Source organism: [Flexibacter] sp. ATCC 35103, from assembly GCF_001975985.1.
Classification (GTDB): domain Bacteria; phylum Bacteroidota; class Bacteroidia; order Flavobacteriales; family Flavobacteriaceae; genus Flavobacterium.
Genome location: NZ_MTQF01000004.1, coordinates 158,471 through 172,424, shown reverse-complemented (window position 1 = coordinate 172,424; position 13,954 = coordinate 158,471). Strand labels below are relative to the sequence as shown.

At 32.7% G+C, this 13,954-nt stretch carries 11 protein-coding genes; 5 read left to right on the top strand and 6 right to left on the bottom strand.

Annotated elements, in window-relative coordinates:
• Nucleotide 1: 1 nt before the first annotated feature.
• From BXU01_RS08775 to tsaD, 6 genes are all read right to left on the bottom strand, one after another.
• On the bottom strand, nt 2-1,093 hold the full coding sequence (locus tag BXU01_RS08775; RefSeq protein WP_083692828.1) for an AI-2E family transporter: 1,092 nt from the start codon (nt 1,091-1,093) through the stop codon (nt 2-4).
• A 110-nt stretch (nt 1,094-1,203) separates the two neighbouring features.
• Nucleotides 1,204-2,154 (bottom strand): zinc metalloprotease, encoded by a 951-nt coding sequence (locus BXU01_RS08770; protein ID WP_083692827.1) that lies wholly within the window; start codon nt 2,152-2,154, stop codon nt 1,204-1,206.
• 159 nt (nt 2,155-2,313) lie between these two features.
• A complete protein-coding gene (locus tag BXU01_RS08765) occupies nt 2,314-2,808 on the bottom strand; it encodes a TrmH family RNA methyltransferase (protein ID WP_083693277.1) in 495 nt (164 codons plus the stop codon).
• 10 nt (nt 2,809-2,818) lie between these two features.
• Complete coding sequence (locus BXU01_RS08760) at nt 2,819-3,457, bottom strand: DUF4159 domain-containing protein (RefSeq protein WP_083693276.1); 639 nt, start codon at nt 3,455-3,457, stop codon at nt 2,819-2,821.
• A 120-nt stretch (nt 3,458-3,577) separates the two neighbouring features.
• Nucleotides 3,578-4,288 carry a 16S rRNA (uracil(1498)-N(3))-methyltransferase gene (locus BXU01_RS08755; protein WP_083692826.1) on the bottom strand — a complete coding sequence of 237 codons (711 nt, stop codon included), beginning with the start codon at nt 4,286-4,288 and terminating at the stop codon, nt 3,578-3,580.
• Between the two features lie 2 nt (nt 4,289-4,290).
• Nucleotides 4,291-5,313 (bottom strand): tRNA (adenosine(37)-N6)-threonylcarbamoyltransferase complex transferase subunit TsaD, encoded by a 1,023-nt coding sequence (tsaD, locus tag BXU01_RS08750; RefSeq protein WP_083692825.1) that lies wholly within the window; start codon nt 5,311-5,313, stop codon nt 4,291-4,293.
• Nucleotides 5,314-5,520: 207 nt separating this feature from the next.
• Here tsaD and BXU01_RS08745 point away from each other — a divergent pair, with 207 nt between their 5' ends.
• The 5 genes from BXU01_RS08745 to BXU01_RS08725 all read left to right on the top strand — a co-directional run bounded on the left by BXU01_RS08745 (nt 5,521) and on the right by BXU01_RS08725 (nt 13,774).
• Nucleotides 5,521-10,020: a translocation/assembly module TamB domain-containing protein gene (locus BXU01_RS08745; RefSeq protein WP_255373728.1), complete on the top strand. Its 4,500-nt coding sequence runs from the start codon at nt 5,521-5,523 to the stop codon at nt 10,018-10,020.
• A gap of 306 nt (nt 10,021-10,326) precedes the next feature.
• Entirely contained in the window at nt 10,327-11,313 is a 987-nt protein-coding gene (gene pfkA / locus BXU01_RS08740; RefSeq protein ID WP_055096466.1) for a 6-phosphofructokinase, read from the top strand.
• Between the two features lie 88 nt (nt 11,314-11,401).
• Complete coding sequence (gene gap, locus BXU01_RS08735) at nt 11,402-12,406, top strand: type I glyceraldehyde-3-phosphate dehydrogenase (RefSeq protein ID WP_055096468.1); 1,005 nt, start codon at nt 11,402-11,404, stop codon at nt 12,404-12,406.
• A 129-nt stretch (nt 12,407-12,535) separates the two neighbouring features.
• Nucleotides 12,536-13,387: an N-acetylglucosamine kinase gene (locus BXU01_RS08730; protein WP_055096472.1), complete on the top strand. Its 852-nt coding sequence runs from the start codon at nt 12,536-12,538 to the stop codon at nt 13,385-13,387.
• 12 nt (nt 13,388-13,399) lie between these two features.
• A complete protein-coding gene (locus tag BXU01_RS08725; protein WP_055096474.1) occupies nt 13,400-13,774 on the top strand; it encodes a methylglyoxal synthase in 375 nt (124 codons plus the stop codon).
• Nucleotides 13,775-13,954: the final 180 nt, after the last annotated feature.

The following is a 13,954-nucleotide window of genomic DNA, read 5'->3' as shown; positions in this document are numbered from 1 at the left end:
GTTAGATTCTTTCGGTTAATACGGAGACAATTTTGTTTTCAGGAAAAAATTCTTTCAAAATTACTTTTACCATTGTAAAAACCGGAATGGCAATAATCATCCCAACAATTCCAAAAGTAATTCCGCTTATCAAAGTAATCAGGAATATTTCCAGCGGGTGCGAATTTACACTTTTTGATGAAATTATAGGCTGGCTAATATTATTATCAATAGCCTGAACCACCAAAAATCCAATGATTACATATATAGTTCGTGGTAAAATTTCGGATTGGAAATCACTTCCAATCATACTGATCATGGTTAAAATTCCAGCGAGAACAGTTCCAATAATTGGTCCTATGTACGGAATGATATTCAAAATGGCACATAAAAAAGCAATTACAAAAGCATTTTTATTTCCAAAAATCATTAAAACAATCAGATATAAAATAAATACAACCGTTAACTGAAGCAGTAAACCAATAAAATAACGGGTTAAAAAGTGGTTGATTTTAGTAATTGAGTTTAGAATTTTATCTTCATTAGTATCCGGAAGAATTTTTCTGGCACTTACTTTAAAAGCATCCTGATCTTTAATAAAGAAAAAAGTGATAAAAAATACAGATACCAATCCCATTCCCATATTAGCCATAAAACCTAAAATTGAATTTAGAAAGCCGGTAAAGTAACTGAAATCAATTATAGAGGTAATTTTAGAATCTTTTAATACCTTATTCAAATCAACATGCTGAATATTAAAATAAGCCTCGATACTTCTCTCTGTTTCAATAAATTGGTGCTGCAGGTTATTGGTGTCCAGAAGTGATAAATTATTTGCCTGAGAAATAATTAACGGTACAAATAATAATATAAAACCCACTATTGCCAATATAAAAACAATTAGAGTTGTTGTGGCAGCCAGTGAGTTACTGAATTTTAATTTATTTTTTAAAAATTGTACTAACGGATTTGCAATTAAACACAGTAATAGTGAGATGCACAAATAAACAATTACTGTTTGTATTTCGTATAGAAAATATAAAATGACAGCAATAACCAGGATTGTTGTTAAAGCTCTTAAAATTCCGTTAGAAATAATTTTTGATGTTATCATGATTCGATTTTAGATTATAAATATAGCAAAAAGCTTTTATATATGGGCGGTAAACAAAAAAAAGCGAGATGATATCACCTCGCTTTTCCCATTTATTTTAACCTGTTTTTTTAGATTCCAAATGCAGCTCTTGCTCCACCGGTTACAAAAATAGCGGCCATTCTACTTTTTTGCCCGTTAGAGAACATGTACATTGCGTTATCATCCACATAATCCATGTAGTTCATTGTCATTTCTACAGGAGTTCCTGAACAAGTACTATAGTGAGGATAAGCCGGTACACCGTAATTTGCTGTGTTATGAGTTGGCGTGTCAGATACTAAATCACTTCCGCAAGTTGCATCCCCCCAAATGTGACGTAAATTCATCCAGTGACCTACTTCGTGGGTAGCAGTTCTTCCTAAGTTGTAAGGAGCAGCTGATGAACCTGATAAACCAAAATATTTAGAGTCAACTACAACTCCGTCTGTAGCAGATGCTCCACCAGGAAATTGAGCATAACCTAATATTCCGCCACCAATTGTGCAAGACCATAAGTTAAGTTTTGTTGTTGGTGAAGTTGGTGCTAAACCACCTTGTGCCACTTTTTTTACTGCATCATTTGTTCCCCATGATGTTTTTGTAGTCGATTTTCTGATAACCTGATCTAAAACAAATGAAATTCCAACATTTGCTTTTACACCTGCAAATAAAGCAGGAACGCTGTTGTAATCAGAATTTAATGCATTAAAATCTTTGTTTAAAACATCGATTTGTGTTTGGATTTGTGCATCAGAGATGTTTTCTGCAGTTGTTCTGTACAATACATTAACAACAACCGGAATTTGAACTTTACCATTTACAAGTTTGCCTGTAAGTAAGGCTTTGTCTGTAAAAGCTTCGATTTCATTCATTCTGATTGCTAAAGTAGGATCAGCTTTTAATTGAGCTTCTAAAACTTCTTGAGTTGCGCATCCGCGATGGGCAATAGCACTTACATTTGAATCTGCTGATTCTGTTTGGTCGTTTTGACAAGAAAACAGCACTAATGCTGTGAATGCGGTAATAAGAACTTTTTTCATAATAATTTAGGGTTTTGTTATAAAAAATTAAATTTGGTTATTTATACCGCAATTTTATAACAAATAAATTATTGTAACAAAATTTTTACAATAATAATTTTGTCAGAATTTTACAATCCCTTGTATAGTCTAGTTCTTACAAAAATTAACACTTTTTTATTAAGAAGTAAATTCGTACAAAGCTATACTTGCAGCTTGTACAACATTCATGCTTGAGTTCTTTCCGAACATATTTATGTGAACAATTTGGTTCGAAATTTTTAATAATTCATCTGAAATTCCATCAATTTCACTTCCAATTAAAAGTGCAATTTTTTGATTTTCAGGTATCACAACTTCTTTTAGAGGTTTACTATTACTTGCTATTTCCAAAGCAATAATTTCAAAATTATTTTCAAGTAAGTAATCAACAAGTTCAGTTGTTTGTTCGATTACAGTATGAGGCACATGAAGATGCGTGCTTCGTGATGTTTTATTGATTTTACGGGGCGTAAGCGGAATATCTTTTCCTAAAAAAATAATATTTTCTACTCCAAAAGCCTCACTTATTCTAAAAAGCGAGCCTATATTCTGCTGAAAATAAATGTGATCGCAAACTAATGTGATTGGAAATGTTTTTCGCTCAAATTGATTTTCTTCGTGAGTAAGCTGCACTTTTAAAATTTTAATTAGTAAAAATATAATTGATAATATTGGCACCCATTTTTAAGGCTTTTTCCCTAACTGCCGCAGGATCATTATGAACCTCTGCATCTTCCCAGCCATCACCCAAATCACATTCGTAAGTGTATAATAAAACCAATTTGTTTTCTATAAAAATTCCAAAAGCCTGAGGACGCGTTCCGTCATGTTCATGAATTTTAGGTAATCCTGTAGGAAACGGAAAAGGTTTTTGAAATATGGGATGACTCGCCGGAATTTCGACTAAATTATTGTTAGGGAATATTTTTTTTATTTCTTTTCGAATGTATTGATCCATTCCGTAATTATCATCAATATGAAGAAAACCGCCGCCGTTTAGGTAATTTCTAAGATTACTAATGTCAGAATCGCTAAAAACTACATTTCCGTGTCCGGTCATATGTACAAAAGGGTACGAAAGTAAATCAGGATTTCCCGGTTCAACAGTCGAAGGTTTTGCTTTTATTCTGGTGTTGATATTCGCATTACAAAACTTAATTAAGTTAGGCAATGAAGTAGGATTTGCATACCAATCGCCACCTCCGCTATATTTAAGCAAAGCAATTTCCTGAGAAAAGGAAGAAAGGGAAACGAGAAATAATAAGCAAAATATTTTTTTCATATAATTTATATTTTTTTGAAATACTTGTTTTTTCATTTCGATGGAATCTTTGCAAGCAACTCAGCATAAAACCCGACAGGTTTTTAAAACCTGTCGGGTTTACGTAATGTAATCAATCAGTTAGATATTCTCATTAAAAAAAACAACGCTATGACACGCTACAATTGCAGCGGTTTCAGTTCTTAAGCGTGTATTTCCTAATGTAACAGGCTGATAATTATTTTCTAAAGCCAATGCGATTTCCTTTTCAGAAAAATCACCTTCGGGACCAATAAGCATCGTAACGCTTTCATTAGGTTTTAGAATATCTTTTAATGATTTTTTATCTGTTTCTTCGCAATGTGCGATCAATTGCAAGCCTTTATTTTGTTGCTTAACGAATTCCTTAAAAGAGATTGCTTCATTTAATTTAGGCAAATATGTTTCGTTCGATTGTTTCATTGCCGAAAGAATAATCTTTTCAAAACGCTCTGCATTAATTACTTTTCGCTCAGAGCGATCACAAATAATGGGTGTGATTTCCTGAATACCTATTTCGGTTGCTTTTTCTAAGAACCATTCAAAACGATCGTTCATTTTAGTTGGGGCAACGGCTAAATGCAAATGAAATTTTGGTTCAGGAGATTTTTTTATCGAAAGCACCTGAACAATACATTTGTTGTCTGATGCCAATGTAATTTCGGTTTCAAACAGTAAACCAAAACCGTTTGTAACATGTAAAATGTCTGAATCTTTTTTTCTGAGAACCTTTATAATATGTCGGCTTTCTTCTTTATCAAAAGTAAAACTTTCAGTTGATTCGTCAATATCGGGATTGTAAAATAATTGCATAATTAAAATTGAATTCGCGCTTTCGAAACTACTGCTGAAGTTTCGAAACGACTTGATAAATATTTTTGATACCCTACAATTCCTATCATTGCGGCATTATCTGTAGTGTATTCGAATTTGGGAACAAAAGTTTTCCAACCGTATTTCCCTTCACTTTCTTTTAATCTTGTCCTGATTCCTGAATTTGCAGAAACTCCTCCGCCAATGGCGATTTGTTTGATTCCGGTTTCTTTTACCGCTAATTTCAATTTATCCATCAAAATTTCGATAATAGTATATTGAATAGATGCGCAAATATCATTCAGGTTTTCTTCGATAAAATTGGGGTTCTCCAGTTTTTTCTTCTGAATAAAATACAAAATAGCTGTTTTTAATCCGGAGAAACTAAAATCTAATCCGGGAACTTTTGGTTTTGTAAACGCAAATGCTTTCGGATTTCCTTCTTTGGCATATTTGTCGATCAAAGGACCGCCGGGGTAAGGAAGTCCGAGAATTTTAGCACTCTTGTCAAATGCTTCTCCAACAGCGTCATCAGTGGTTTCACCGATGATTTCCATATCAAAAAAGCCATTAACTTTTACAATCTGAGTATGACCGCCACTAATAGTCAGGGCCAAAAAAGGAAATTCAGGTTTATCAAAACCTTCTTCGTCTATAAAATGTGCCAGAATATGGGCATGCATGTGATTTACAGCGATTAACGGAATTTTTAAGGCAAGTGATAGTGATTTACTAAAAGAACTTCCTACCAGCAAAGAGCCCATTAAGCCCGGACCTTGCGTAAAAGCAATAGCTGTTAGTTGATCTTTTTGTACATTTGCTTTGCGAAGTGCAGCATCTATTACCGGAACAATATTTTGTTGATGTGCTCTCGAGGCTAATTCAGGAACTACACCACCATATTGGTTGTGAATTAACTGATTGGCCACAACATTTGAGAGTACTTTGTCGTTATGTAAAACCGCGGCGGCAGTATCATCGCAGGAACTTTCGATGGCAAGAATAAAAACCTCTGAATTTTGCATATAAAGGCACGAATTTTGAATTATATTTGACAAATCAAATATTTGATTTTCTTTTATTATAAGGAGAAGCCAAAATTAAAGAATTTTTATCAAAAACAGTCGTTCTTTGTCTGTTCAAAATAAATTAAAAGAAAACTAAAAATAAAAGCAGCTATCAAAACAGTAAAGAAAATAATATCCCGAACCCTAATTGGGTTAATTTTACTTTTGTTGGCACTCGCTATAACTTTGTCTTTGCCGTTTGTTCAGACAAAAATTGCACACTACGTAACAGAATCTCTCAAAACCGATTTTAAAGCAGATATTAACGTTGATAAAGTGGCGATAAACATTTTTGGAGGCGTTAAGCTTAAAAATGTAGTAATCCTGGATCATCATAAAAAAACTTTAATCTATTCTGATATTATCTCAACAGATATTTTGAGTTTTAAGAGGCTAATCGATGGAGATTTGATTTTTGGGGATCTTCGTTTAACAGGTTTGATTTTTAACCTGAAAACCTATAAAAACGAAAACGAAAATAATATCAACAAGTTTATTAAATTATTTGAGACGGGTAAAAAATCCAAATCAAAAGGACATTTTTTGCTTACAGCCAGAAATGCATACATATCTAATGGGAAGTTTTCTGTGGTAGACGAAAATAAAACGACACCTTTATTTCTGGATTTCAAGAAATTAAACGCCTACATCAGTGATTTTAAATTGTACGGACCAGATATAAATACAAACATTCACAGGTTTTCTTTTTTAGATCACCGTGGTTTATATGTTTCGAATTTTGCGGGTAAATTCACGTATACCAAAAAACAAATCAAAGTAGAAAATCTGGCAATAAAAACAAAAAGATCCTGGATTTACGGTAAAGCTATTTTAAATTATAAAGTAGAAGATTTTCTGCATTTTACAGATAAAGTAAAGTTTGATGTTGCCCTGGATTCCGCTTCTATTGCATCAAATGATATTCGTTATTTTTATGACGGATTGGGTAAAAACCAGCATTTTAAAATCAAAACCAAGATAAAAGGAACTTTAAACAATCTTAATTTGAGGCATCTTAAATTAAGTGATACAAATGGTTCTAAGATTAACGGAACGATTAACTTTAAAAATCTGTTAGGCAGTAAAACCCAAAAGTTTGCCATGGATGGAAAGTTTGACAAACTGATATCAAGTTATGATAATTTAGTGGTGATATTGCCGGGAATTTTAGGAAAAAAACTTCCAAAAGAGCTTAAGAGAATTGGTAAATTTAATATTGTTGGTAAGGCTAAAGTTTCGACAACAGCTTTAGAAACTAATTTTAAAATGATTACTGATTTAGGAAACGGGCAAGCCGATTTACATATGAATAATATGGATTTTATCGATAAAGCATCCTATTCAGGAAATATTATTTTAGATAATTTTAATGTTGGTGCTTTGCTTAATCGAAAAGATGTTGGCAGGACAACCCTGAATTTAGATGTTGACGGTGTTGGATTTACCGAAAAATATCTGAATACAATTATAAAAGGTGATATTTCAAAATTAGATTATAATAAATATACCTACAATAATATTGTGGTTAATGGTAATTTTAAATTGCCGTATTATAAAGGACAACTTTCTGTAAATGATCCCAATTTAAGCCTGACTTTTGATGGTTTGGTTGATTTAAGCAAGCGCGAAAGCAGATATGATTTTCATATTAATGTAGAAAATGCCAATTTAAGAAAACTGAAATTCATAAACGATTCTATTTCCAGTTTTAGGGGAGATGCAGTTGTTGAAGTTACCGGAAATTCTATAGAGAACCTGCAGGGTAATATTTCGATCAAAGATGCGGTATATCAAAATCCGAAAGCAACGTATGCTTTTGATGAAATAATAGTTAATTCTAATTTTGATGCGGATAAATTACGTACGATTACGATTAATTCAAAAGATGTTGTAAATGGTCAGATAGTAGGTAAATTTCAGTTTGCACAATTAGAAAAGCTGGTTATGAATTCCGTTGGAAGCCTTTATACCAACTACAAACCTTATAAAGTTAAAAAAGGACAGTTTCTGCGTTTTAATTTTCATGTTTACGACAAAGTAGTCGAAATGCTTTATCCTGAAATTAATATTGATTCAAGTACGGTAATGCGTGGAAAAATTGATTCTGATTTACAGGAATTTAAATTTAGATTCAAATCTCAGAAAATTACGGCAGCAAAAAATACTTTCGATAATATCCGAATTAGTATTGATAATAAAAACCCGCTTTATAATGCGTATGTCGAATTAGACAGTATCAAAACTCCTTATTATAAAGTACGTGATTTTAATTTGATTAATGTAACATCAAAAGATACTTTGTTTGTTCGATCGGAGTTTAAAGGTGGAGAAAAAGGAGAGGATTATTTTAATCTGGATTTGTATCATACCATTGATAAAAACAAAAATAACATTGTTGGAATCAAGAAATCAGAAATGAAATTTAAAGACTATTTATGGTATTTAAACGAAAATTCTGAAGAGGATAATCAGATTGTTTTTGATCAGTATTTTAAAAACTTCACAATTGATAATATTATTTTATCGCATGAAAATCAGAAAATTGATTTAAACGGAGTGATAAAAGGAAATGATTATAAAGATATTGTACTGAATTTTGAGGATGTGGATATAAATAAAATTACACCTCTGAATTCTAAATTTGTCTTTAATGGTAATTTGAACGGGAATATAAATTATAAGCAGAATAAGAATGTTTATCAGCCAACAGCTGCTATTACCATCGATCATCTTAATTTGAATAAAATAGATTTAGGAACCTTGAATTTTGATATTTCAGGAGATGAAAGTTTTAAAAAGTTCACGATAAATTCGTCGATTCAAAACGGTTTTACAGAATCGTTTAGGGCAAACGGAACTTTTGCAATCGAGAATAAAGAGACTTTTCTGGATTTGAATTTAAAACTGGAAGGATTTAATCTTGCAACCTTAGGGACAGTTGGAGGCGATGTGTTGTCGAATGTGCGAGGATCTGTTTCCGGGAATGCCGCAGTTATAGGAAATCTTAAAAAACCGGAAATAAACGGACGATTATATGTAGAAAAAGCCGGAATGACAATTCCGTACCTTAATACAGATTATGAACTGAGCGATCGAACTGTTATTGATTTAACCGATGAAAAGTTTTTATTTAGAAATAATCAGCTTACTGATACCAAATATCAAACAAAAGGATTGCTGAATGGTAGCATTGAGCATCATAATTTTGCAGACTGGAAGTTGGATCTTACCATAACATCAAAACGATTGCTGGCGCTGGATACAAAAGATAGTGAAGATGCTGCCTATTTTGGTACCGCATTTATTAATGGTACGGCAAGTATAAAAGGGCCAACAGAAAACTTATTTATAAAGGTAGATGCGAAATCTGAGAAAGGAACAGAAGTTAAGATTCCTATCAATAACGCGCAAAGTGTGGGAGAGAGCAGTTGGATTCATTTTGTAACGCCAAAAGAAAAATACAATCTGGCCAATGGTATTATCGAAAAAACCAGAAATTATAATGGTCTTGAATTAGAGTTCGATTTTGATATTACCCCGGATGCAGAGGTCGAAGTGATCCTGGATAGAAATTCCGGACACGGTATGAAAGGAAAAGGATACGGATCATTATTATTCAAGATAAATACGCTGGGTAAATTTAATATGTGGGGAGATTTCCAGGCATACGAAGGAACTTATAATTTTAAATACGGTGGATTAATCGATAAAAAATTCTCAGTCAAAAAAGGAGGATCTATTATTTGGGAAGGAAACCCTATGAAAGCTCAGCTGAATCTTGAAGCGGTTTATAAAACCTCTGCAAATCCTGCTGTATTGTTAGATAATACTTCGTCATTTAATAAAAAAGTACCGGTAGAAGTTGTTATTGGATTAAGAGGGGATTTAACCAGTCCGGAACCTAATTTTGATATTCAGTTTCCATCTGTCAGCAATGTTCTTAAATCAGAGATACAATATAAGCTGGATGATAAAGATATTCGTCAGACTCAGGCATTGTATTTATTGTCTACAGGTTCGTTTATGAGTACAGACGGATTTAGTCAGGGCGATTTGTCCGGAACATTATCAGAAACCGCTTCCAGTTTATTGGGCGGAATCATAAAATCTGATAATGATAAAGTGAATATTGATTTAAATTATATTTCTGCTGATAAAAGATTAGGTCAGGAAGCTGACGGTCAGTTTGTGGCAAATATAACCTCGCAGGTAAATGAAAGAATCACGATCAACGGAAAATTAGGAGTTCCTGTTGGTGGTGTAAACGAATCTGCTATTGTGGGAGACATCGAGATATTGTACAGGGTAAATGAAGATGGATCTATGAACCTGCGCTTGTTTAATAAAGAAAATGATATAAATTATATAGGACAAGGAATTGGGTATACGCAAGGAGTTGGTATTTCGTATGAGGTAGATTTTGATACTTTTAGCGAATTGGTAAATAAACTCTTTAAAAATCATAAATTAGAAAAAGCCATAAAAAGCTCTTCCGATGATTTACAGGATTCTTATCTAAATCCTGATTTTGTTAATTTCACCAATAAAAAAGATGCTGAAAAGAACAAAAAGAAAACAGATAAAAAACCAGATAAGAAAGAAGAAGAGAAAAAACCGCCACCTCAAAATAATAATGAAGGGCTGATTCCTGACAATGATTTCTAAAAGATTGTTAAAATAACCATATATAAAACCATTCGTTACCGCGAATGGTTTTTTTATGCTAAATTTAGCGGCTCATAAATTTTACGATATATTTAAAGTTATAGATTTTTATAACACTTCATTTATGTATTGTTAATTTTAAAGATTTAATTAAAATAAGTGGCTTTTATTATTTTAAATGAATTTTTTACTATCGAAAAACTTATTAACGAAAACGTTTGAATTTAACATATTTTATTAATTTATTATAAACATAACCCGAAAAGTGGTGAATGTTTGCTAATTTTACACTTTAATACTTAAATAATGCCAAAAACAATAAAAAAAGTTGGTGTTCTTACATCGGGAGGAGACTCACCAGGAATGAATGCCGCAATACGATCAGTTGTTCGAACATGTGCTTATCATAATATAGAATGCATAGGAATTTATAGAGGGTATCAGGGAATGATCGAAGGAGATTTCAAAGAAATGGGACCCCGAAGCGTAAATAATATTGTAAACAAAGGCGGAACGATCTTAAAATCTGCTCGTTCAGTTGAGTTTAGAACACCGGAAGGTAGAAAAAAAGCCCACGAAAATCTATTAAAAGCAGGAGTTGATGCTCTGGTTGTAATAGGTGGTGACGGAAGTTTTACCGGAGGATTAATATTCAATTCAGAATACGGTTTTCCTGTAATGGGAATTCCCGGTACAATCGATAATGATATTTTTGGCACCAGCCATACTTTAGGGTATGATACTGCTTTGAATACAGTAGTAGATTGTATTGATAAAATTAGAGATACTGCCAGTTCACATAATCGTCTGTTTTTTGTAGAGGTTATGGGTAGAGATGCCGGACATATTGCTCTTAATGCCGGAATTGGTGCAGGTGCAGAAGAAATTCTTATTCCTGAAGAAGATTTAGGTCTGGACAGATTACTGGACTCTCTTCAAAAAAGTAAAGCTTCAGGAAAATCATCAAGTATAGTTGTTATTGCCGAAGGGGATAAAATTGGTAAAAACGTATTCGAATTAAAAGATTACGTTGAAGCTAATTTGCCTGAGTACGATGTAAGGGTATCCGTATTAGGACACATGCAGCGTGGTGGTTCACCATCTTGTTTTGATCGTGTTTTAGCAAGCCGTTTAGGTGTAAAGGCAGTAGAATCACTAATCGAAGGTAAATCAAATTACATGGTGGGTCTGCAAGCAGATAAAGTTGCTTTAACACCTCTTGAACAGGCAATTAAAGGTAAATCTGAGATAGATAGAGAGCTTTTGAGAGTATCTGATATCATGTCAACATAAAATAAAAGTTTAAAAAGGAAAGAAGTTTATTGTGAGGAAATTAGACTTTAAATTAGTGTAATAAAAACAAAAGCAAAAATTAAGTAAAATGTCAAAAGTAAAATTAGGAATAAACGGATTTGGACGTATCGGAAGAATCGTTTTTAGAGAGTCTTTCAATAGAGATAATGTAGAAGTGGTAGCAATCAACGATTTGTTAGATGTTGATCACTTAGCTTATTTATTAAAATATGATTCAGTTCACGGTCGTTTCGACGGAACTGTAGAAGTTAAAGAAGGAAAACTTTTTGTAAACGGAAGAAACATCCGTATTACTGCAGAAAGAAACCCTGCTGACTTAAAATGGAATGAAGTTGATGTTGATGTAGTAGCTGAATGTACTGGTATATTCACAACTATCGAAACTGCAAATGAGCACATTAAAGGTGGTGCTAAAAAAGTAATTATTTCTGCTCCTTCTGCAGATGCTCCAATGTTTGTAATGGGAGTAAACCATGAAACTGCAAAAGCTTCTGATTTAGTTGTTTCTAATGCTTCATGTACTACAAACTGTTTAGCTCCTTTAGCTAAAGTTATTCACGATAACTTCGAAATTGTTGAAGCTTTAATGACAACAGTTCACGCAACAACTTCAACTCAAATGACTGCTGATGGTCCTTCAAGAAAAGACTGGAGAGGTGGACGTGCTGCAAGCATTAACATTATTCCTTCTTCTACCGGAGCTGCAAAAGCTGTTGGAAAAGTAATTCCTTCTTTGAATGGAAAATTAACAGGAATGTCTTTCCGTGTTCCTACTGCTGACGTTTCTGTAGTAGATTTAACTGTAAAAGTAGCAAAAGAAACTACTTACGAAGAAATCCTTGCTGTATTGAAAAAAGCTTCTGAAACGGACTTAAAAGGTATCTTAGGATATACTGAAGATGCTGTTGTATCTCAGGATTTTATTTCTGATAAAAGAACTTCAATCGTTGATGCAACTGCAGGAATTGGTTTAAATTCAACTTTCTTTAAATTTGTATCTTGGTACGATAATGAGTACGGATACTCTAGTAAATTGATTGATTTATCTGTACATATCGCAGGTTTAAAATAATATTATATATTTTTGCAAAATCCCGTTATTTCAAAGTAACGGGATTTTCTTATTTTGTTATGCCTTTAATTAATGTAAAAAACACACTTTTTATTTAGTTAAAGAAAACTAATCCAAAAACTAAATAAAATGAAATTAATAGTTGATAGTGGATCTACTAAAGCCGATTGGATTGCAATTGATGATAATGGAAAAGTATTATTCACCACACAAACTTTAGGATTAAATCCTGAAATTCTTGACGGTCCTGAAATTATTTCAAGATTAAATGACCGTTTTGATATTCTGCAAAATAAAAAAAATGCCACTCATTTGTTCTTTTACGGAGCAGGTTGTGGAACGGAGAGAATGCAAACATCACTTTCTCAAATATTTCAGGAATATTTTAGCAACGCTATAGTAGAAGTTCATGAAGATACCTATGCAGCGGTTTATGCAACAACTCCAAAAGGAGAAGAAGCAATCGTAAGTATTTTAGGAACAGGTTCTAACTGTAGTTATTTTGATGGAAAATTATTGCATCAAAAAGTTCAGTCATTAGGCTATATTGCTATGGATGATTGTAGCGGAAATGTTTTTGGAAAAGAATTAATCAGAAAATATTATTTCAATAAAATGCCAAAAGAACTGGCAGTAGAATTTGAAAAAGAATATGATTTAGATCCTGATTTTATTAAAAACAAATTATACAAAGAGCCAAATCCAAATGCTTATTTAGCGACTTTTGCAAAGTTCCTAATCAAACATAAGGATACTGAGTTTTGCAGAAAAATCATTTTTAAAGGAATGAAATCTTTTGTAAAAAACTACATCAAACAGTATGATAACTGTAAAGAAATTCCGGTTCATTTTGTAGGTTCGATTGCTTTTTACCTGAAAGACGAATTACAAGAGACATTTGATAAGTATGAACTTCAATTGGGTAATGTTTTAAGAAGACCTATTGACGGATTGATAGCTTATCACGTTGCTAATCAATAATAAAAGTAACATATGGAAATTGCTATTATAGCTCACGATGGAAAAAAAGCAGATATGGTTCAGTTTTTAAACAAAAACAAAACCCTTCTTCTTCAGGAAAACATTAAATTGATCGCAACAGGAACAACCGGAAGTAAAGCTATAAATGCTGGATTTAAGGTAAAAAGAAAGCTTTCAGGACCAATGGGAGGTGATGCCCAGATTGCTGCCCGTGTAGCCGAAGGCAAAACACAAATGGTTTTCTTTTTTAAAGATCCGCTTGCAAGTCACGCTCATGAAGTCGATATTAACATGCTTATTCGTGTTTGTGATGTACATAATGTTCCCCTGGCAACAAACGAAGCTTCTGCTCAGTTATTGCTTAATGCCATCGCACTGCAATTATAGAAAATTACTTATATAACTAATATTCAAAAAACCGTTTCATTTATTGAGCGGTTTTTTTTTGTTTAAATCTTAGCTATTCTGTTGTTCTCATTGGTTTTTTAATTTTTGCATCTGTTAAATATTTGATATTCATTGTTTTAATTTCTATAAGCTTGTTTTTTTAATGTAATTTCGGTAATA